Annotated in this window: 14 protein-coding genes; 10 read left to right on the top strand and 4 right to left on the bottom strand. The window is 53.6% G+C overall.

Annotation, left to right across the window (positions count from 1 at the left end; all coding sequences use genetic code 11):
• Nucleotides 1–106: 106 nt before the first annotated feature.
• The 6 genes from Q2J34_RS00710 (at nucleotide 107) to Q2J34_RS00685 (ending at nucleotide 7,794) form a co-directional block, all read left to right on the top strand.
• Complete coding sequence (locus Q2J34_RS00710) at nucleotides 107–1,054, top strand: FimB/Mfa2 family fimbrial subunit (RefSeq protein WP_300969022.1); 948 nt, start codon at nucleotides 107–109, stop codon at nucleotides 1,052–1,054.
• A 31-nt stretch (nucleotides 1,055–1,085) separates the two neighbouring features.
• Nucleotides 1,086–2,405, top strand: a complete 1,320-nt coding sequence (locus tag Q2J34_RS00705) for a fimbrial assembly protein (RefSeq protein WP_300969021.1) — start codon at nucleotides 1,086–1,088, stop codon at nucleotides 2,403–2,405.
• Nucleotides 2,406–2,430: 25 nt separating this feature from the next.
• Nucleotides 2,431–4,068 (top strand): fimbrial tip adhesin FimD, encoded by a 1,638-nt coding sequence (gene fimD, locus Q2J34_RS00700; protein WP_300969020.1) that lies wholly within the window; start codon nucleotides 2,431–2,433, stop codon nucleotides 4,066–4,068.
• Nucleotides 4,046–4,483 (top strand): Lcl C-terminal domain-containing protein, encoded by a 438-nt coding sequence (locus Q2J34_RS00695; protein ID WP_300969019.1) that lies wholly within the window; start codon nucleotides 4,046–4,048, stop codon nucleotides 4,481–4,483. The genes fimD and Q2J34_RS00695 overlap by 23 nt, the downstream gene beginning before the upstream one ends.
• Nucleotides 4,484–4,489: 6 nt before the next feature.
• The gene (locus Q2J34_RS00690; protein WP_300969018.1) at nucleotides 4,490–6,250 is read left to right on the top strand and encodes a fimbrial protein; all 1,761 of its coding nucleotides are present in this window, start codon (nucleotides 4,490–4,492) and stop codon (nucleotides 6,248–6,250) included.
• A 506-nt stretch (nucleotides 6,251–6,756) separates the two neighbouring features.
• Nucleotides 6,757–7,794: an IS110 family transposase gene (locus Q2J34_RS00685; RefSeq protein WP_300969017.1), complete on the top strand. Its 1,038-nt coding sequence runs from the start codon at nucleotides 6,757–6,759 to the stop codon at nucleotides 7,792–7,794.
• Nucleotides 7,795–8,094: 300 nt separating this feature from the next.
• On the opposite strand, the gene Q2J34_RS00680 is transcribed toward Q2J34_RS00685, so the two are convergent.
• Nucleotides 8,095–9,384, bottom strand: a complete 1,290-nt coding sequence (locus Q2J34_RS00680) for an oligosaccharide flippase family protein (RefSeq protein WP_300969016.1) — start codon at nucleotides 9,382–9,384, stop codon at nucleotides 8,095–8,097.
• Between the two features lie 1,151 nt (nucleotides 9,385–10,535).
• Between Q2J34_RS00680 and cysS the strand changes: the two genes are divergently transcribed.
• The 4 genes from cysS to Q2J34_RS00660 are packed head-to-tail and all read left to right on the top strand — an operon-like array spanning nucleotide 10,536 to nucleotide 17,231.
• Nucleotides 10,536–12,017: a cysteine--tRNA ligase gene (gene cysS / locus Q2J34_RS00675; RefSeq protein ID WP_300970140.1), complete on the top strand. Its 1,482-nt coding sequence runs from the start codon at nucleotides 10,536–10,538 to the stop codon at nucleotides 12,015–12,017.
• A 26-nt stretch (nucleotides 12,018–12,043) separates the two neighbouring features.
• On the top strand, nucleotides 12,044–13,009 hold the full coding sequence (locus Q2J34_RS00670; RefSeq protein ID WP_298887972.1) for a glycosyltransferase: 966 nt from the start codon (nucleotides 12,044–12,046) through the stop codon (nucleotides 13,007–13,009).
• 28 nt (nucleotides 13,010–13,037) lie between these two features.
• The gene (locus Q2J34_RS00665) at nucleotides 13,038–15,518 is read left to right on the top strand and encodes a YfhO family protein (RefSeq protein WP_298887971.1); all 2,481 of its coding nucleotides are present in this window, start codon (nucleotides 13,038–13,040) and stop codon (nucleotides 15,516–15,518) included.
• A 24-nt stretch (nucleotides 15,519–15,542) separates the two neighbouring features.
• Nucleotides 15,543–17,231: a tetratricopeptide repeat protein gene (locus Q2J34_RS00660; RefSeq protein WP_298887970.1), complete on the top strand. Its 1,689-nt coding sequence runs from the start codon at nucleotides 15,543–15,545 to the stop codon at nucleotides 17,229–17,231.
• 517 nt (nucleotides 17,232–17,748) lie between these two features.
• Here the strand turns inward: Q2J34_RS00660 and Q2J34_RS00655 are convergent.
• Genes Q2J34_RS00655 through Q2J34_RS00645 form a run of 3 tightly spaced genes read right to left on the bottom strand, consistent with a single transcriptional unit; the run spans nucleotide 17,749 to nucleotide 21,262 of the window.
• Entirely contained in the window at nucleotides 17,749–19,827 is a 2,079-nt protein-coding gene (locus Q2J34_RS00655) for a protein-disulfide reductase DsbD family protein (protein ID WP_298887968.1), read from the bottom strand.
• Nucleotides 19,828–19,858: 31 nt separating this feature from the next.
• The gene (locus Q2J34_RS00650; RefSeq protein WP_298887966.1) at nucleotides 19,859–20,866 is read right to left on the bottom strand and encodes an RluA family pseudouridine synthase; all 1,008 of its coding nucleotides are present in this window, start codon (nucleotides 20,864–20,866) and stop codon (nucleotides 19,859–19,861) included.
• A 15-nt stretch (nucleotides 20,867–20,881) separates the two neighbouring features.
• Nucleotides 20,882–21,262, bottom strand: a complete 381-nt coding sequence (locus Q2J34_RS00645) for a hypothetical protein (RefSeq protein WP_298887963.1) — start codon at nucleotides 21,260–21,262, stop codon at nucleotides 20,882–20,884.
• Between the last annotated feature and the right edge of the window lie 41 nt (nucleotides 21,263–21,303).

Genomic DNA, 21,303 nt, shown 5'->3' with positions numbered 1-21,303 from the left:
AGCGCAAGATCATACATCCTTCATAGTCAACATACGATCCCAAATGTTTGACGGCAGGCTCTCCACTTCTACCTCATCACTTTAAGCACCCCATTGAGACACTAATATGAATATCATACAGAGATGGATCAATAAGACAGCGACCACGGCGTGGATAGTGTCGATGCTAGCCCTCTTGTCTGGCTGTATCGCAGAGGATCTAGAGGATTGTCCTCAACCATTCGAGCTGACCGTACGGGCTGTAGATATCTCCAACAAGGATATAACCTCTGATGGGGATGTAGAGAACGTGATACTCTTCACGTTTGACGAGAGCGGCAAGCGCCTGGACAAAATCCTCCTCAACGCCGAGGAGATCAAGTCGCGCAAGCCTATCCACATCGAGCACTACGGCCCTAAGTCGCTCACTTTCGTCGCTTGGGGCAATGTAGCTCCTGCAGACATAGCACGGCTAGAGTCCGTACAGCGCATCGAGGATGTACAGATGCCACTACAGCGTATAGATGGCTTTGGGCAGTACCCCACAGACCTCTTCTCCGGTCGACTAGACCGAGAGCAAGTCTACGGCAAGCTCGAGCTAGGCAAGCCTGCTACGATAGACATCTGCCGGCGCACCTGTCAGGTCAATGTAACAGTTCTAGGCTATGAGCAGTGGCTCGATCGCCAGGGATATAAGCGACAAGCTTTTGACCCGACAGACTACGCTGCAGCACGGATACTCTTCGGCAAGTCCCTAGACAACTACGCTATAGCTGACACATACGGTGGTAACCCCACGACCTACCGTCTGACGGGCTCTCTAGATAGCTCTACGGGCGACTATCACATAGCACCCTTTAGGGTCTACCCGCCTATCGAGAGCAAGCCATTCCAGCTAGACTTCTACGTCGGCGACAACTGCTTAGAGAGCTTTACCAAGGACTCACGAGGCACGCTCCTACTACCTGAGATAGGCAAGATGCTCAACGTACTCATCGACATGCGATCTGGAGATATATCCGTGCAGGTCGTTGTGACCCCGTGGAATGTCGTACATCAGTTTGTCATCTACTAAAGTCTCATTCACATGCAAAGCTTGAAATCCTATGAAACCATATAGACCTATACTTACAACGCTGCTCGCACTATCGGCACTCCTCTTGACAGTGCTCTCAGGGTGTAAGCGCAGTGAGCTGAGAGAGACTTTAGAGCCTGCCACCGTACAGCTCTCTATTCCGACGATGACCCTGCGCGGGGGAGAACTCCTCGTAGAGGACTTGCCCGTGCAGACGATCCGTATCCTAGTCTTCAATAAGGCTGGAGGAGCTCTAGATGCACAGCAGAGCTTTAGCACGCCAACCGACCTCAGCAACTGGCTACGCGTGAAGGCTCACGAAGGTGAGAAGGATATCTACGTCATTGCCAACGAGAGCCCAGCCATGAGCGACGCTCTGAACAAAATTGTCTTCAAGCAAGACCTACTCCGTATGGCTATCCCTGAGACGGACCCCAGCAATGCTACAAAGCCTCAGCCCATCTTGATGACAGGGCAGGGGACAGCGACCCTCAAGAAAGATCAGAAGAATGAGGTGACAATCGCCTTGGTTCGCTCGAGAGCTAAGATCACGCTTGACTTGAAGCAAAAGACGGCGACCGACGACGAAATCATCATCCGTAGCGTGTCGATCAGCCGCTTACCTAAGGCCAGTATGCTCTTGACGCCCGCCTCTTATCACCTGGGCGAGACTTGGGTTTACAACAAAGCCGAGAAGGTTACGCTAGCCAACAACGCAACGACCGCTTATATCCCCGACAAGACGCTCTACACCTACGAGAGCCTCGATAGCGATACAGCAGGTCATGCGCCTATACTGACCATCGAGGCTCTATACAATGGAGTCCCTACGACTTATACGGCCTATGTCAATGATAAGACGAGTAACGCGAATCATCACTACGCACTGCAACGCAACTGCCACTACCAGCTGACAGGTACGATCACTAAGATCGGAGTGCACAACGCATTACTGCTGAAGACGGAAGTCTTGCCCTGGGATGTAGAGACGAGTGAGAAGAAGCTCGAAAATCCTAAGATCGAGAGCCTTACTCCCGATCCTACAGCAACTTACTACGTGACCGATACGGAGGCTGCTGAGTTCAAGGTCAAGATAAGCTCCAGCACCGACCCCTCTAAGTGGCGCGCCACACTGACCAATGCGCTCGACTTCCAGTTTGTCATCACGGGGGGAGCCGTACGAGAGGGATTAGCCGATGGCACTACCGAGTACACCGTTCGGGTAATCGCTACGAAGCCCGCCGGCGTTAACCTGCGCTGCACGCAGCTACTCTTCACCTCAGAGTATCTAGACCTAGTAGGGGCAGAGATGCCTGAGAAGGGTATCAAGATCTGTCAGAAGCATGCTTAGCAAACCATTAGAAGCATCCTAGATTATGAATAGACTTATAGATATATCCACCCGTTTGGTCGGGTATGCCTTGATACTGCTGATGGTATCAGGATGTATAGCGGAGAGACCCGTGGCATGTCCTGATGACGACGCCTCCTCAGCGCAGCTATCCCTACGACTAGCCGTGCAGGAGATCCGCTCACTACGTGCTACAGAGGCTGGGAACGATGCACTCAATGAGAACAAGATCGAGCGTCTTCAGATCCTCTTTTACAAGGGAGGGACGCTCTACTGGTCAGTCTCACCAGCACCCGCTGCCGATGGCAACTACAGCATCCCCATCCCAGAGGCTCAGCAGAAGGGCTTCGATGGTAACTCTACGTACAATGTTTACGTCGTGACCAATATGGCCTTCAAGGCGCCAGAGCAAGAGAGCGAACTAGCGAAGATCGCTGTTAGCGAGTCGGTCGCTAAGTTGCCTAACGCTAAGTTTGTCATGCAAGGTCAGACCTCTAAGAAGATTAACTTAGGGACCCCTGAGGGCAAGCAGCTCGGTGCCGTTGAGCTACGTCGTGTAGCCAGCAAGCTACGCATCACGCCTACCGTGCAGATCACAGGATATGAGCTAGGTGGCGAGATACAGGTCAAGTTCGTTGGAGCCGTCAGCCAAGGCTACCTCACAGCTGAAGAGGTGGCTACTGGAGCTAACTCCATCGACTACGCCTACCGAGCTACTTCGAACAAGGAGCCACAACTCTTCTACTCCTATTATAATAAGTGGAGTAGCAACGATGAGGCACCTTACTACCTCCTCACCGTACCCCTCAAGAAGGAGGGCGCAACGACCGCAGCAGATTACTACTATCGCGTAGCGCTCACGCCTGCGGAGCCGCACTTTACGGCCAATAAGCTCTACGACCTGAAGCTTGGCATCCATAAGCTGGGCTCCACAACTCCCGAAGAGCCTGTGGAGATCACGGGCACGCTCTCTATCCTCCCCTGGACACTCTGCGATGATCAGTATGACCTCCCAGCAGCTAACTATCTAGAGGTGTCAGAGAAAGAGGCTCATATCTACAATGTGGAGACTCATACCATATCTTATGAGTCCTCTAAAAAGCCAGTCACGACCCAGATCGTGGAGGTTAGCTTCAGCTATGTCAATGGAGCTACGGGAGTGGCGACAACAGACAACATTTCCTCCTCTAGTGATCAGTACCCGACGGTTACCGTAGTGGGCAATCAGATTCAGATTGAGTCAAGGATTCCAATCAACAATGTGCCTAAGAAGATCCGCTTTAAGGTCAGCAATGGCATCGCAGGACTAGACAAGGAGGTGACGGTGTACCAGTACCCCTCGCTCTTTGTTGTCAATACGATTGGTGTGAAGTCTTCACGAAGACCTGACGGAACTTTAGCTCATAGTGGTCTGAACAACAAAGCCATCTACCGTATCACCGTGCAGAATCCACCCGCAGGTATGATCCTGGGCTTCCCCCCGAGAGAGACAACAGACTTCTGGCCAGGATCCTGGTTCGTACAAAATACAGGTTTTTGGGGAAATATTGTTGAGCGTTGGGAGCTAAACAATGGAGAGAAGATCTCTAAGTTTACAACGAAGCGTGATGCTGAGACCGCTCAGATGGTTTCTCCCAGCTTTGAGCTTGCCTCTCAGCTTTGAGCTTGCCTCTCAGCTTGGAGCCACAGAGCGATGGTCTTACCTAGAGTATGGTTGGTATTATAGCAGGGGTAAGTGGAGTGAGACTAGCAAGATAGGAGCCTATAAGGAGACCGCTCTGTGCAACTGTGCAACCTATACAGAGACGCGTATAGTCAATGGCGTGGAGGTGCCCCTCGATGATTGGCGACTACCGACAGAGGCTGAGATCAGACTGATAGACCAGCTACAGAACGACCCCAATAGTGCAGTCAAATCCATTATGACGGGTAGATACTACTGGAGTGCTAAGAGCGATGCAGCAATAGAGTTGCAAGGTGGTAGCGAGGGTTCCCCAACTAAAGCTTACACCCGTTGTGTGCGAGATGTCAAGGAGCCGACGATTCAGTCACATGTACCGTACAGATTAGACCGATAGAGAGTTATGACTAGAACGAAGATATTTCTATACTTCCTCCTGCTGTTAGCCTTTATGGTGCTACCGGCATGCCAGCAGGAGCAACGTACAGCTCCTGTAGATCAGGATGGAGAGCGGGTCACTGTATCCCTCTCGGTAGATGTACCACACTATGCCCCCATGCGCGCTATGCAAGAGGGTATTGATGAAAACAAGATCGACCGGCTAGAGCTACTCGTCTTCAACGAGGAGGGGTTGATGGCAGACTACGCCCTTGCGACCGACCTAACCAAGGCTGGCGAAGGCAATTACACCTTCACCGCCCGACTGAAGCCACAGAGCTCACCCTGCGTCATTCACTTTGTGGCCAACCGCAACTATGGTGGTAGCGACTCGGGTAGGCAGTACCTAGGGCGTAAGGAGAGCGATGTGCTCCTCTCAGACCTCGTGACTATGACCGAGGTCAGCCAGAAGATGAGCATCCCGATGTGGGCTCGCTGTAAGTATAATGAGGTGCAGGAGAATAGCAACCTAGGCGAGATCAAGCTCTTACGCTCTATGGCTAAGTTTACGCTAGAGAGCCACACTGGAAAGCTCGCCGATGTCTCTTACACACTGTGCAATAGCTACAACTGTGGCACCGTGGCTCCCTTCAAGCGTGCGGCGTTGCCAGATCTTGACGAGGCATTTAGCGTAGACAATCGTGTGCCGACTATCCCGAGAGAGAGCTTCCTGGCCAATGGGGATGCAGGTCTCGGCTGGTATACGGGTGGTACTCCTGTCTACGGCTTCGAGCGAAGGAACAAGGTGGCAAAGCCTATCTCCTGCCTCGTCATACGAGCTAAGTATGATGGAGCTACAGACTACTCTTACTACAAGCTCGACTTCGTCAAGAGTGCTAATCGTCTAGAGCGTTACGACCTGCTCCGCAACTACTGGTACAAGGTGACCATCAATGATGCCCTAGCTATTGGAGCTCCCTCACTAGACGAGGCACTCGCCGGGCCCGCGGTCAATAACCTCGCTCTCTCTGAGGAGCTGCAAGCCTACCCCTCGTACTCCGATGGTAAGGGACGACTAGAGGTCGAGGCGAGCAACTATATTATAACGCATGGAGAGCAGACGCTCACCTTTAAGGCAAATTATTACCCCGAGGGCAGTGCCACAGCTCAAAATGATAAGCTCCAGATCGTTGCCGTGCGCAATGCTACTGACTACAACGCCATAAAGGGTAAGGGTGATGTCTCAATCGATAATACCACAGGACAGATTACAGCAACGCTCCAACCGGCTTTGATTGAAACGAGTCGTATCTCCGACATTATCGTAGGTGTAACGGGTGACCCCGACTTGATGCGCATCGTACGTGTAGAGGTGAGAAAACCTTATAACTATGAGCTCTTTCAGGTGAATGGGCAGCCTGCGGTTGGCAATGCGGTTACGGCTGACGTCCATGGGCAGAAGGGTGCACTCTCTTTCGTTATAACCCTACCAGAAGACTTTAAGGCTCAACAGCTACCGATGCGCCTGCGCTTCTTTACGGAGCACTTCTATCCAGATGTAACAACGGAGGATGTCAGTATGGGCAAGTTCTCCTTCGGCCTTGCCAAGGATGGTGCAAATCCAGTGGGTCGTCCCTGCTACACGACCATCATCACCAAGCTGCCGACAGACCGGACACTCAGGTGCACCTTCCTCTCGAACAAGAGCGACTGCTCCGAGACCATTGAGGTGGTATCGGTCGAGAATCTCTTTGACACACAGCGTGTCATCGTCAAGGCCAACTAAGTAGCTCTAGAGGGGGGCTCTACTACTTAGTTGAGCTAGTGAGGCTGTTACTCCTTGTGGAGTGACAGCCTCATGTTTTTTTTGTGGGGGGGGTACGTGTAACGATTTGTAGGGACGCACGGCTCGTGCGTCCGTTGTATCAAAACGGGACCGCGTCCGTCCCCGTTAAAAACCACTATGCTGTAACATTTGATGCAACGGACGCGGTCCCATCGTTCGGGGACGGACGCACGAGCCGAGCGTCCCTACTTTAAGTTTGCAGAGTGAAAAGAAATCGACCCGAGAATAGGTCAGTTGAACGGGTTGTTTTTACCTTTGTTGTAGTAAGGTAAGGACAGCAACCAGAGGGTAATCTATCGTCCCTACGAGGCCTTGAGCCTAAGCTCTGTTAGAGACCCTCTGGAGTTCAGCTACTCGAGACTTATTAGAAAGAGAGGCCCAGAGCCTAATTAAAGTAATAGCCTAATGTAGCCTAGCTGCCTTATCAAATATTCAAGTACAAAGTTATGAAATACTTTTTCATCGGCATCGATGTATCCAAAGAGAAACTAGACGCCACAATGATTCACTACGAATCTGAATCAGACAGCGAGCAGCAGCTCGCCTACACTACAGTAGAAAACAACCCTAAGGGGTTCCGGAGCCTCGTCTCTTGGAGTAAGAAGAACGCTGGTCGAAGAGTCAAGACCGACACCATGCTCTTCTGCTGTGAGACTACAGGAGGATACGATCGCGCACTCTGCGACTGGCTCTACGGCAACGGCCTAAACATCTGGCGCGAAAGTGCTCTGCAGATCAAGCGCAGCATGGGTCTGCGCAAAGGCAAGGACGACAAAGCCGACTCAGAGATGATCGCTTACTACGCCCTACGCTTCCGCTCCCAAGCCACTCTCTATAAACCTCTGGACGGGAACATGCGTAGCCTACGTGACCTCTTTCTCTATAGGCAGTCTCTAGTTGCCGAGAGACAGGCTAAGATGGTTAGTTCCAAGGAAAAACAGCACATCTCTAGCAAGTCTAAAGTCGACAACTTCATCTACCGAGATGCTCAGAAGGGCATCGACATCCTGACCAAAAGCATCAAAAAGTGCGAGTGCCGAATGCTTGAAATCATCAAGGAAGACGAGGAGATGTACCGCAACTACCTGCACCTCATTTCCTGCAAAGGAGTGGGCCTCATCACCTCTGTCATGCTGATCATCTACACCGACAACTTCAAGAGCTGGAATGCCAAGAAGATGGCTAGCTACTGCGGTATAGCACCCTTCTACGAGAGCTCTGGGAGCTCAGTCTTTCACAAAGCCAACACAAGTGGCTACAGTAACCGACGGCTAAAAGGAATCTTGACCCAAGCAGCCCGAAGTGCCATAACGTATAACCCAACATTAAGACAATACTACCTACGCATGAAAGCCCAAGGCAAGCCCTACGGGGTCATCCTCAACAATGTCAACAATAAGCTCGTACACATTCTCTTCTCTTTAGTTCTGCACGACTGCGACTTCGAGCTGGACCACGAAGCGAAGAGAGCTCTTCGAGCCTAGTCCAAGGAAGGAAAGTCTCCGCTCGGGGAGCGCCCCCGCGGCAAGGGGTGGGAGCCCCCACCCCGCCGAGCGGTTCACCCGAAGAGAAGCGAGTCCTCCGAGTCAAGTTCAGAAAGGAAAGTCTCCGCTCCGGGAGCGCCCCGCGGCAAGGGGTGGAAGCCCCCACCCCGACGAGCGGTCCCCCGAAGAGAAGTAGACCGAGCTTGCGAAACGAGAAAAAACTTCGCTTTTTACTTGCACATGAACTTAGAAAGCAAAGGGTTACACGTCCCAGCCGTTATACGTCCCGTGCAGGGGCGGTTAGATGAGGGCGCGGCGACGACCGGTGGCATAGAGGAAGGCGATCTCGATGAGCCCCGACAGGATGACGATGACGACGAAGGCGATCAGCTTCACCTGCAGCAGCACAGCGACCAAGGCTCCAAGCGCGATGACCGCAAGCGAGAGGAGTTGGTTGACGAAAACCTCACGGTTGCGCCCATTGGCCGTGAGGACCAGCTCGATGAAGAAGCCCGAGATGAGCCATATAGGGATCAGTGTCGTCATCAGTAGGAAGACGGGTAGGATGAGATCCTCTATCGGTCCATTGCCCATGATCCAGATGATCGGCTTGGCGCCCAGCATCAGTGCCCCCATGCAGGCGATACCCATCAGCAGTTCGCCACGCAGTATCTTGTGTATGCGCTCTGTCGTATAGCTGGTGCTGACCGAGGGAAAGAGTGCCACATTGAGCTGCTTGGTGATATACATGACGACGCTGACGATCTTCATCGAGAAGTCGTAGCCTGTCAGGGAGGTCATGCCAAAGAGCGAGCCGATGACGAGGTTGAGACCGGCCGACTTGACCGTCATCACCAGATAGGAGAGGAAGAGTGGCGTAGCCTCTCGCAGGAGGGCGAAGCTTTTGCGCAGTGAGGCGAGGCGGAGCGAGAGCTTTTCGCGCCATAGGATATAGCCGAAGGCGATTCCCGCCGAGAGTATATTGCTCGCTGAGGCGAGTAAGGTGTAGCGCGCCATGTCGTGGGGCGTGAGTACCCAGAGGATGATGGCGACGGCTAGGAGCACCTTGGTGGCGATCTGTATGTATAGGTAGATGCGTGTGCGCTGGATGCCGATGAAGTACCAGTTGGGCATGATGACACAAGCCACGACCGAGAGAAAGCTCGCCCAGAGGAGTGTGCGGTAAGAGGCCAAGGCTCCGACCCACAGCACGATAGGCAGAAAGAGCAGGAAGGAGAGCAAGAGCAGGTAGAGGCGACTAGAGAGGATCAGTGAGGTGATGTCGGACTTGCCCGCCAGGTCGTGCTCCTTGTCGTAGCGCGCTAGGTAGCGGGTGCCGATCATGTCTAGTCCGTAGGTTACCAGCGTGGTGAAGTAGGTGATGATCGAAAATGCGTAGACATAGGCTCCGTACGCCTCGGCCCCGACACGATGAATCAGGATCGGGTAGATGATCAGATGAAAGGAGGAGTTCAGCACGTTGATCAGTCCGAGAGAGAGGAAGTTCTCTAGGACTAGTCTATTCCCTCTGACCATAGCGCATAGTCTCTGGAGGAGGTTTTTCGGTGCGGGAAGGGGCGTTTGGTTCATCTGACGGGATCGGGTGGAGTAGGCTGAGGCTTATCTAGCTTCAGTACGAGGACAAAGGTACGAATTTAGAGGTTAGAGATTAGAAATTAGAGGTTAGAAAGCTGTTGGCTGGGGCTATCGGAGCCATCAGAGCCATCAGAGCTGTTGGAGCTATCAGAGCTATCAGAGCTATCGGAGCCATCGGAGCCATCAGAACTATCGGGACTCCGATCTCTAACCTCTAACCTCTAACTTCTAACCTCTAACCTCTAAGCTCTAACCTCTAACTTCTAACCTCTAATCTCTAATGCAACTCCGATGGATAGGACCTCGCAAGAGGTCCGACGAATCATAGCCGTGGGTCGGAGGGGCAAAGCCCCGAACGCCCCACGGGAACAAGACGATAGCAACTTATCGACCCCTTGTGGGTCGGACTAGACGCAGCTTATAGTTACAGCTCCAGTCCGACCTCCCACAATGGGGAGGTCGCTTACTTCACATGGCACTCCTACCCCCAGTCGTTCGGGGCGTAGCCCCTCCGACTGGGGGCTATGATTCGTCCGACCGCAAGCGGTCGTATCGCTCCGATCCCTCCGATTGTTCCGATTCACTCCGATACCTCTAATCTCTATTTACATATCTTTACGGGGAAATTCGTCCGATCCCCTCCTTTCTCGAATATCCACGTGGGGAATCTCAAATCTCCACGTGGATATTTTTCTTTTTCCACGTGGGGGCGTTTTGATTCCTCCGAAGTTTCATTTGATTCTTCCGAAGTTTCATTTCATTCCTCCGAAGAATTTTTTATTCCCCACGTGGGGATTTCGAAATATCCACGTGGAAAACACTTTTTTCTGGCATCGCGCCGTTTCGATATGTAGTCGGCTCTAAATTATTGTAACGAACCGACGTTGAATAATTTATCTCTTCGATTGCGAGAAAAATTGAGAGAATCGAGTAGTTTTCTCGTCAGATTTGAGTAGTTTCCCCAATAGAATTGAGTAAATCTGCAGAGAGATTTGAGTAAAACGCTCGCCACATTTGAGTAAAAAGAGCATTGGTGGGTGGAGTGTACGTGGTCGTGCGTCTAACGAGGGTATCGCTAAAATCCTTATCTTTGCGAAAGCATTGGTGTATATGCACTATACTATGACCTCTGGACTATAAAAAGAATTATGAGCCAACTATACATCTACAACACTCTGGAGCGGGCTAAAGTGCCCTTCGAGCCTATTGCACCACCGCATGTGGGTCTCTACGTCTGCGGACCGACCGTCTACGGGGATCCGCATCTAGGGCATGCTCGCTCGGCAATTACGTTTGACATACTCTTCCGCTACCTCAAGCATCTCGGCTACAAGGTCCGCTACGTGCGCAATGTGACCGATGTGGGGCATCTAGAGCATGACGCAGATGATGGCGAGGACAAGATAGCTAAGAAGGCTAAGCTAGAGCAACTGGAGCCGATGGAGGTGGCTTACTACTACCTCACACGCTATCACGATAGCCTGCGCCTGCTCAATGTGTTGCCGCCCTCTATCGAGCCGCTTGCCTCAGGGCATATCATCGAGCAGATCCAGCTAGTGCAGCAGATCCTCGATGCGGGCTACGCCTATGTGAGCCAGGGGAGTGTTTACTTTGATGTGCTCAAGTATCATGCTGATCACCCCTACGGCATCCTGAGCGGACGCAATGTGGAGGATATGATCTCCAACACGCGCGAGCTGGACGGCCAAGACGAGAAGCACAATCCGCTGGACTTCGCTCTCTGGAAGAAGGCGCAGCCTAACCATATCATGCGGTGGCCTTCGCCTTGGAGTGAGGGCTTCCCTGGGTGGCACTGCGAGTGTACCGCTATGGGACGTAAGTATCTAGGCGCACACTTTGACATCCATGGCGGTGGGCTAGACTTGACCTTCCCGCATCACGAGTGCGAGATAGCACAGGCGGTCGCTTCGCAAGGCGAGCCGATGGTCAAGTACTGGATGCACAACAACATGATCACGGTAGACGGCAAGAAGATGGCGAAGAGTGCCGGCAACTTCATCACGCTCGAGGAGTTCTTTACGGGCGATCACCCCGCACTGGAGCAGGCTTACGCCCCGATGACTATTCGCTTCTTCGTCTTGAGTGCACATTACCGTGGCACGGTGGACTTTAGCAATAGTGCCTTGCAAGCTGCTGAGAAGGGGTACCAGCGTCTTATGGATGCTGATGCTAAGCTTCAGTCGCTCAAGCCCTCGGCTACCTCAACGATCGAAAAGATCGATCTAGCGGAGCGTTGCGAAGAGGCGATGAATGACGACATCAATACGCCGATGGTGATCGCTGCGCTCTTTGATGCGGCTCGTCTCATCAACTCGATCCACGACGGACACGAGCAGATCACGAGCGAGCAGCTGGAGGAGCTACGCAGTGCCTACGACCTCTACCTGCACGACATACTTGGTATGCAGTCGGCTACGGAGACCGCCGATCTGAGCGGTAGTCAGCAGGAGGCTTTCGCCGGAGCGATGGACTTGCTCCTAGAGATTCGTGCCAAGGCTAAGGCGAGCAAGGATTGGGAGACGAGTGACCTGATACGCGACAAACTGACCGCTCTAGGCTTTGAGATACAAGATACCAAGAGCGGTGCCGAGTGGAAGGTCCTGTAAGACGCTTTACCCCTGATTAGTCTCTAATGCTCTCACTCATTATCCCTGTCTACAACCGCCCTGACGAGGTCGAGGAGCTACTGCACTCGCTCGCTCAGCAGCAGACGCCCCCGTCCTACGAAGTTGTCATCGTAGAGGATGGGAGTACGGTGCCCTGCGCTGCGGTCGTGGATCGCTATCGTGATCTGATGAGCATACAGTATGAGGTGGTGCCTAACGGGGGCCCCTCTCGGGCGCGCAACATAGGGGCGCGCCACGCTACGGGCGACTGGATCATCATCCTCGACTCGGACGTGGTGCTACCGCCTGACTACCTATATAATGTATCGCAGGCGATCGCTGCGGACGGGTGCGATGCGTGGGGTGGTCCTGATGCGGCTCCGTCGCTACAGGATGGCTCCTTCGGCATGTGGCAGCGTGCGATCAACTATGCGATGACCTCGCCCCTCACAACGGGTGGCATACGTGGTGGTAGCAAGCGGCTGACGAAGCGGTTCTACCCACGCACCTTCAATCTGGGCTGTCGCAAGGCTCTCTTTGAGTCTCTCGGGGGCTTTGATGAGACGATGCGCTATGGCGAGGATATCGACTTTAGCATGCGTCTCTACGAGGCGGGTAGTCGTGTCGCGCTTCTTCCGGAGGCGGTCCTTTATCACAAGCGACGCGTGGACTTGCGTAAGTTTTACCGACAGGTGTGGCACTCAGGTACGGCTCGTGTAGAGCTCTCGCGGAGACATCCAGGGTCGATGCGCTTGACTTACCTGCTCCCCACGCTCTTTGTGGTGACGACGCTACTGGTCACACTGCTTGCCTTGTGGTGCCCCTGGTTCTGGCTCTACCATTTGCTCTTTATTGTCTCTATCTTTGCAGACGCTCTCTACCGCACGCATTCGGTGGCGGTCGCTTGGCGAGCTGTCGTGGCCTCTTTTGTCCAGCTCTCGGGCTATGGCATCGGCTACCTCAGTCAGCGCGTCAAACGGTGCAAAGCTTAATCCTCAAACTCTATCTCTGAGTTATATTATGAAACAGATTCCCTGGCAGCGCATCTTGCTTATCTTTGGCTTCTTCCTCATCGTCGCCATTGGCTACTTTACGCCGGCACACTTTGAGGGGCGGACGCTCTTTCAAGCGGACGTAGCTGGCGTCTCGGGCAATGGCTCCGACGTACAGGCTAGCGGCGAGACCTCCTACTGGACGAACTCGCTCTTTGGCGGTATGCCGATGTATCAGATCAGTCCCTCTTATCCCTCGACCAAGCCGCTGCAATACCTGCAAGATGTGCTGACGCTCCGCAAGCCGCTGAGCATACTGGGTACCTATCCGTGGCTGATCTTTGCGCTGCTTGTGGGCTTCTACATCTTCATGCGTTCGCTCAAGGTGGACCCTCTGCCCTCCGTGCTGGGAGCGGTCATGTGGGCCTTGTCTAGCTACTTCATCATCCTCATACAGGCAGGACACATCTGGAAGTTGACCGCACTCTGCTTCGTTCCTCCCACGATCGCTGGACTCATCTGGTGCTACCGTGGCGAGCGGCTCTGGGGTGGTGCGCTCTTTGCCTTCTTTATGGCGCTACAGCTCTTGGCAAACCATGTGCAGATGACCTACTACTTTGCGCTCTTGATGGCGGTCCTGGTCGTTACTTTCTTGGTGCAGGCCATTAGAGAGCGGCAGGTTGTGGGCTTCCTTAAGTCTACCGGCGTACTCATCCTGGCTGGGCTACTCGCCATTGCGGTCAATGGGACCAACCTCTACCACACTTACCAGTATGCTCAGGAGACGATGCGTGGCGGCAGTGAGCTGACGATCGCACCGCCACATGCTCCCGAACAAACGGGTGCAGAGGTCAATAGTAAGGGACTCTCCAAAGAGTACATCACGCAGTGGAGCTACGGAATCGGCGAGACCTGGACGCTCCTCATACCCAATGCGAAGGGCGGAGAAACCGATTACCTATATAAGAAACACGCCGAGCAGCTCGCCAAGGCTCCCTACCAGTCTCAGCAGCTTCTGGCGCAGGCGAATGCTTACTGGGGTGACCAGCCCTTTACCTCGGGTCCTGTCTATGTGGGTGCATTTGTCTGCATCCTCTTCATCATCGGCTGTGTCATCGTCAAGGGGCCGATCAAGTGGGGACTGCTCATCGCTACGATTCTCTCGATAATGCTCGCATGGGGCAAGAACTTCATGCCGCTGACGGATCTCTTCATCGACTGGATGCCGATGTACGACAAGTTCCGAGCGGTCTCTTCGATTCTGGTCATCGCCGAGCTAACGATCCCTGCGCTAGCTGTGCTAGCACTCGTGCAGCTCATCAAGGAGCCGCAGCTCCTACGCAGCAAGAGCGTCTGGATAGCAGGCGGGGTACCCGTGCTGCTGTTGCTCCTCTTTGCTCTGCTGCCAGACCTCTTCTTCAGCTTCCTATCTCAGCAGGAGAAGGCCTCCTTAGCCGGGAATGCCGCACAAGCTCCTCTACTAGATCAACTCAAGGCGATACGTATGGGCATCTTCCGGGCGGACGTGTGGCGTAGCTTGCTCTTTATCGTGCTGAGTGTGGTGCCGCTATGGCTCTTTGCCAAGGGCTATCTCAAGGCGCAGTGGCTCTGCTGTATCCTCGTCGGGCTGACGCTCATAGACCTGTGGCAGGTGGACAAGCGCTACCTATCTGATGACGACTTCATCGCCTCGCATCTCGTGCAGCAACAGGCGGCTCCTATGACGGAGGCGGACCAGACGATACTTCAGGACAAGAGCCTGGGCTATCGCGTCTTCAACCAGACGGTCAATAGCTTTAACGATGCCACCACCTCTCGCTGGCATCACAGCGTGGGCGGTTACCACGCTGCCAAGCTGCAACGCTATCAAGACCTGATCACCTACCAGCTCTCTACGGGCAACATGCAGGTCTATGATATGCTCAATACGAAGTACTTCATAGTGCCCAATCCAGAGACCCGAGCTCCGATGGCGGTGCCAAACCCGAACGCCTTCGGGGCAGCGTGGTTTGTCGATAGCCTTCGCTGGGTGGCTAATGCCAATGAGGAGATGGAGGCACTCTCTACGGCAGACCTGCGTCACGTCGGTATCGTCGATCTCCGCTTTGGCGAGGAGCTACCGCAGCCCCTGATGCTACCCGACAGCACGGCTCAGCGTAGCATCACCGTCACCAAGTACACGCCGCGACAGGTGGTCTACGACGTATCGGCCGAGACGCCTGGCATAGCGATCCTCTCTGACATCTACTATCCGCACGGCTGGCACGCCACCATCGATGGCAAGGAGATACCGATAGCACGAGCTAACTACGTGCTTCGAGCCGTCTCACTGCCCGCTGGCAACTACCAGCTCGCACTTACCTTTGCGCCACGCTCCATAACCGTGACCGAGAGCATAGCGTTTACGGCTTTGGCCCTAATCCTCCTTGCACTCATCGGCTCTATCGTGTGGCGCATCAGACTATGGGGCAAAGAAAAGAAAGCTCCCACAGACTCACAAACGAACTAATTACCTTTATATATAGATCAAACTATGACTTATCGAAACTTACTAAAGATCACCACCGCTCTACTACTAGCGGTCTTGGTCTCTTCGTGTGCTTGCAGGCTCAAGCCCCTCAATGGCTCTGCAGCTCAGGTAGATCCTAACCCCCTGACACTGGTGGGTACGCAGATCCCTGGGCAGGTCCGTCTGACGCTACCTGCTAAGTGGTGCCACAAGCGTGCTATCGTCAACATCACCCCCCAGCTACGCTACGCGGGTACTAGCGTGACAGGTCAGACTGTCACCATACAGGGCGAGAACGTCCGTGACAACTACCAGACTATCTCTTACGAGCGTGGTGGTAGCGTCATCGTACCTTTTGCTTTTGAGTACAAGCCTGGTATGGAGCAGAGCGACCTTTACCTCACCTTTACCGCTACGGTCAAGGGCAAGAAGGTCAACCTCCCCGCTATCAAGGTGGCTCGTGGTACCATCATGACTGCTGGTCTAGCTAGCATTAGCGATGTCACGCCAGCTCTGGCTCGTGACGCTTTCCAGAGAGTCATCAAGGAGCAGTACACGGCCGACCTCAAGTTCCTCATCAACCGTGCTGAGGTACGTGCTGCTGAGCTCAACAAGCGTGAGGTCAAGGACTGGCAAGATGTCGTCGACAACGCTTATCAGGTGCCCAACCAGGAGGTAGACATCGAGATCCAGGCCTACGCCTCTCCCGATGGTGCTCAGGACCTTAACGAGCGTCTCTCGGCACAGCGTGAGCGCAACACTTCTAGTGTCATAGCTCGTAAGCTGGGCAATAAGAAGATCGAGGTCAACGCACACTACACCGCTGAGGACTGGGACGGCTTCCAGAAGCTTCTTGAGGCGAGCAACATACAGGACAAGGAGCTAGTCCTACGTGTCCTCTCTATGTATCCCGATCCTGAGGATCGTGAGCGTGAGATACGCAACCTCTCGCACGTCTTCACACAGCTTGCTGACGAGATTCTCCCCGAGCTACGCCGCTCACGTCTCAATGCCAATGTACGCATCATCGGCAAGAGCGATGACGAGCTCAAGATGTTTATGGCACAGCGCCCAGGTCGTCTCACCATCGAGGAGATCCTCTACACCGCTACGCTCTATGACAATGCTAAGGACCAGATGAACGCTTACCAGCAGGCTACGCAGCTCTATCCCAACGACTATCGTGCGTACAACAACATCGGTACGCTCTACCTCGCTCAGGGCAACTACGAGCAGGCTGCAAGCTACTTCGCAAAGGCTCAGAAGATCCAGCCCAACGCTGCTTCTAATATGAACGAAGCACTCCTCGCTCTCGACCGTGGCGACCTAGCAGCAGCTCAGCGCCTCATGGGTAGTGCCGTAGAGGTACCCGAGGCTGGTCAGGGCATCGGACTCCTCCAGATGCACGAGGGCAAGTATGCCGACGCTATCCGCTCCTTTGGCAATACGCCATCGAACACGCTAGCCATCGCTCAGATCATGCAGGGGCAGTACGCAGATGCTACACGCACCCTCGCTGCTGTCGCACAGCCTAATGGCGAGACCGCATATCTCAAGGCAGTGGTCGCAGCTCGTACCAACGATCTGCAGGGACTCATCAGCAACCTCCGCTCAGCTATCGCACAGGATAGCAGCTATGCACTGCGTGCACAGCGTGACCTCGAGTTTGCAGCCTTCAGCCAGACACCTGAGTTCGTCGCTCTGGTCAAATAACACAACAGGTGTGACGTAATATAGCGTCACCCGCAACGCACGAGAGGAGCTACCCGCCTAGACGGATAGCTCCTCTCATCGTATCTATAATTACCCCCCTCCCGCGCAAACGCTCCTAGGCCCGACTCAGTGCCCCCCGTTGAGACTGTTGCATAAAGGCGAATCGCTGTGTTGCTTTCGGGATTCGGCTTCGGTCACATACGGATGCATGCTCCCTTCAGACCTCACCCTCAGTGCCTTGCGTTTCATCCTTTCTGCAAAGTCTGGACAATCTTGCTTGCAAGATTGTGAGACTGTTGACTTTTGCAACAGTCTCCCCGTTGGCTCTCCAGTTTCATACGGAAGAAACTCTAGTTTCCTAGGTAAGAAACTGCAGTGCCATACGGATGGCACTAGGGATTCGCAGAGACACGACAATCGTTTGCCCTAAGAGTGTATCATGCGAAAGACAAGTCAAAAAGAGAGCCTCTACCGCTGCTGCGATAGAGGCTCTCGCTTTAGTTAGTAGGAGGGCGGGTTACTTTGCCAGCTCCTTCTTACGTACTTCGTACTCCTTGAGGCCGCCCTTGAGGAAGTCGATATACTTGCTGATATCGGTGTCATGGGCATACGATGCACTCAGCGGGTTGCCCGCAGGATCGATGGCGATGTAGTAAGGCTGCGCATTGGCGGCAAACTTACTACGCTGCAGGTAGCTCCACTTGTCACCGATGGTGCGGAGCTTCTTGACAGAGCCGTTTTCCTCTACCTCAATGATCTCTGGCAGAGCGGTCTTGTCATCGACCATGAGGGTGATGAGGATGTAGTCATCCTCGAGGAGCCCCTTGACGGTCGGGTCGATCCAGACGGAGTTTTCCATCTCACGGCAGTTGACACAGCCGAAGCCTGAGAAGTCTAGTAGGACCGGCTTGCCCGTCTCTTGAGCATAGCGCATACCAGCGTCAAAGTCGTCAAACTTAGCGTGTACCTCACCGTCGTATAGGTTGAAGTCTTGCGTGTAGAGTGGCGGTGCAAAGGCGGTGATAGACTTGAGCGGAGCACCCCACAGACCTGGGATCATATAGACGGAGAAGGCTAGGGAGATGATCGCCATAAAGAGGCGAGAGACGCTGATCTTCTCCAGTGGCGTGTCGTGCGGTAGACGGATCTTGCCGAGTAGGTAGAAGCCTAGCAGTGCGAAGATGATGATCCAGAGTGCTAGGAAGGTCTCACGATCGAGGATACCCCAGCCGTAAGCGAGGTCGGCAACGGAGAGGAACTTGAGCGAGAGTGCTAGCTCGAGGAATCCGAGGACCACCTTGACAGAGTTGAGCCAACCGCCACTCTTTGGCATGTTTTGCAACATGTTGGGGAAGATGGCGAAGAGCGAGAAGGGTAGTGCTAGTGCTAGTGCAAAGCCGATCATACCGATGGCTGGAGCGACGATCTCGCCTGAGGTACCAGCCTGTACGAGGAGGGTACCGATGATAGGACCTGTACAAGAGAAGGAGACGAGTACGAGGGTAAACGCCATAAAGAAGATGGAGAGTAGACCCGTGGTGCTGTCTGCCTTAGAGTCCATCTTGTTGGTCCACTTAGCTGGCAGAACTAGTTCGAAGGCTCCAAAGAAGGAGACGGCAAAGAGAACTAGTATGAGGAAGAAGATGATGTTAAAGACCGCATTGGTTGCTAGGTTGTTCAAGGCACTAGCACCAAAGATAGCGGTGATGATAAGTCCTAGGGCTACATAGATGACTATGATAGAGAGTCCGTAGATCATTGCATCACGTATGGCAGCCTTGCGAGACTTGGTGCGCTTGAGGAAGAAGCTCACGGTCATCGGGATCATAGGCCATACGCATGGAGTAATCAGAGCGATGAGACCACCGAGGAAGCCGTAGATAAAGATGTACAGAAGACCAGCGGTAGACTGCTTCTGGTTGCGGTCGCCATACTCCTTGAGTTGATCTATGACGGGTGCCCAGTAGTTAGCCTCTGAGAAGCTCGCTGAGTTAGCACCGACGGAGAGGCTATCACTGGCACCAAGAGCTGTCTCGGTGCTGTCTGCCTCAGCCCCCGGCGTGGCCTCCTCGTCAGTCGTCTCTGCGGGCTCGCTGGCAGCTACGGCTAGCATAGCCTTGGAGAGCTGCTTGGAGCTGAAGTTGAAGTCGTAGTCTACGAGTACGCAGTTGTCTTGGCAGGCCTGACCCTTGAGCTGACCTTCATAGACGAAAGCCTTCGGGTCTGTAATCTCTAGTTTCTGGGAGAAGGTGACTGTCCCCGCAAACTCTCGTACCTCTATACCGAAGATATCATCGGTGTAGCGATGAGGAGCTTTGTTTGCCTTGAAGCCCCCTAGCGCCTTAGCTCCTTTGAGCTTGTCGGTGTGAAACACGAGTGAGACGGGGCCTCCTGATGGTAGGTTCTGATCGTAGAGGTGCCAGCCGTCAATGACGCGAGCTGTGATAGATACGGTGACTGTCTTCTTGCCATCGTCAGTTATCTGCTGTGAAAACTTGACGGGGTCGATCATGCCACCAGCCTGTGCGGCTAGTTTGGGGACTCCGATGAATAAAAGTGTAATGAGAAGTAGTAAGTACTTCGAGCGTTGCTTCATAATCATCTGGTTAAGCTTATAATTTATTTGGTTATTGATTTCGTTTCTTGCGTTGATCAGATGCTGTCGTCTCTACGAGCAGTGCTTCCTTTTGGGCTGCGGTGAGACGTGCTTGAGAGATCTTGTCTAGGTTGACAAGTGGTGTGTCTAGGGTGAACTGCATCTTCTCTCTCCTGATGGGGTGGAAGATGGTTAGCTCGGTGGTGCGCAGTGCTAGGTACTTGCTGAGCGCTGGCGCGATGGACTCACTGGCACGACGATCCCCAAGGAGCGGGTGACCTATGCTAGCGAGCGTGGAGCGGATGCTATTATTGCGTGTGAGTAGTGAGAGACTTACTCTCGTGATATAAGGGCCTGTAGAGAGGACCTCGTAGCTAGCTCTAAAGGAGGCTGGCTTCTTGTCTCTGGTGGACGAGGTGGCAGAGCGTCGCTTGTCGGCACCCCTCTTCTTATCCTTGGTCGGACGGGTCGTCAACTCACCACTGCTAGCTTCGAGAGAGCCTAGTACGACTGCCTCAAAGCTATTCGACAGGATGAAGCTGCGCCACTCGGCGAGCAAGTCTTGCTGTAGCTGTCTGTCACGCGCTACGATGATGATACCCTCGGTGTCTCGGTCGAGACGATTGAGCAAGAAGATCTTTTCGTTCGGATCGACCTTCTTGAGATGATGCGTTACGACCTGAAAGAGACTGCTCTTGCTGGCTCCTCCGACAGAGATAGTGGGGATGCCAGGACGCTTGTGTAAAACGATGAACTGCTCGTCGCGGTACAACTCCTCAATGAGCGGGTGCTGTAGTGTTTCGGCAGCTCCTACGTTGTAGATCTCTATGGAGTCTCCCGTGGCGACGGGTGCGTCAAACTGCGTGGTCGTCTCTCCTCTCAGCACGACACATCGATTGCGTAGATACTGCTTGACAGTAGTGCGACTTAACTCTGGAAGTAGCGCGAAGAGTATCTCGAGGAGTGCACCCGACTCCTTTGCTGTAAAGGTGTAGATGCGCTCACGTTGCGGAGCTTTTCTAATACTATTCGTTGGCATGCTGTGCTTGGTAACTTACTCTTCGGCTGGTGGCTCTTCTTTGGAGCGAGGAGTGTGGTATAGGAGTACTACGTTGGAGTAGAGTAGCAGGAGTGACGCGATCATGAGTACGAGTCTCCAGTATGACTGCTCTACGATAAAGAGGTAGGAGCCTGCGACAAAGAGGGCTCCTGCTAGGAGTGCTATGCCTCGTAGTCGCTTCGTGCGGAGGTCTATGCCAGTCCTATCGCTCAAAGCTTGACTCAGCGTGTAGAGTAGCGATCCGACCAGCAGTATGTAGCCCGTAGCCTGGCCCTCGTAGAAGAGCGGTAGAGCTAGACTTACGAACATCAGTATCAAACCTATTCGATAGAACAGATCTAGGAGGCGTTGTCGGTTGAACTTCGGTTGAGACATAGATTGTGGTTCGTGTAAACTTAGAGATGCGCGTCTAGTCG

This window comes from Porphyromonas vaginalis (assembly GCF_958301595.1).
Lineage (GTDB): Bacteria > Bacteroidota > Bacteroidia > Bacteroidales > Porphyromonadaceae > Porphyromonas > Porphyromonas vaginalis.
The sequence above is the reverse complement of the archived record's forward strand: the minus strand, read 5'-3'. Positions and strand labels throughout refer to the sequence as shown.

Bases quoted from the DNA above. Each gene is read 5' to 3' on its own strand.
- Q2J34_RS00685 (WP_300969017.1), top strand. From the start codon at position 6,757: ATGAAATACTTTTTCATCGGCATCGATGTATCCAAAGAGAAACTAGAC.
- Q2J34_RS00660 (WP_298887970.1), top strand. From the start codon at position 15,543: ATGACTTATCGAAACTTACTAAAGATCACCACCGCTCTACTACTAGCG.
- Q2J34_RS00645 (WP_298887963.1), bottom strand. From the start codon at position 21,262: ATGTCTCAACCGAAGTTCAACCGACAACGCCTCCTAGATCTGTTCTAT.
- Q2J34_RS00710 (WP_300969022.1), top strand. From the start codon at position 107: ATGAATATCATACAGAGATGGATCAATAAGACAGCGACCACGGCGTGG.
- Q2J34_RS00655 (WP_298887968.1), bottom strand. From the start codon at position 19,827: ATGAAGCAACGCTCGAAGTACTTACTACTTCTCATTACACTTTTATTC.
- Q2J34_RS00670 (WP_298887972.1), top strand. From the start codon at position 12,044: ATGCTCTCACTCATTATCCCTGTCTACAACCGCCCTGACGAGGTCGAG.
- Q2J34_RS00690 (WP_300969018.1), top strand. From the start codon at position 4,490: ATGACTAGAACGAAGATATTTCTATACTTCCTCCTGCTGTTAGCCTTT.
- Q2J34_RS00705 (WP_300969021.1), top strand. From the start codon at position 1,086: ATGAAACCATATAGACCTATACTTACAACGCTGCTCGCACTATCGGCA.
- fimD (WP_300969020.1), top strand. From the start codon at position 2,431: ATGAATAGACTTATAGATATATCCACCCGTTTGGTCGGGTATGCCTTG.
- Q2J34_RS00665 (WP_298887971.1), top strand. From the start codon at position 13,038: ATGAAACAGATTCCCTGGCAGCGCATCTTGCTTATCTTTGGCTTCTTC.
- Q2J34_RS00680 (WP_300969016.1), bottom strand. From the start codon at position 9,384: ATGAACCAAACGCCCCTTCCCGCACCGAAAAACCTCCTCCAGAGACTA.
- Q2J34_RS00650 (WP_298887966.1), bottom strand. From the start codon at position 20,866: ATGCCAACGAATAGTATTAGAAAAGCTCCGCAACGTGAGCGCATCTAC.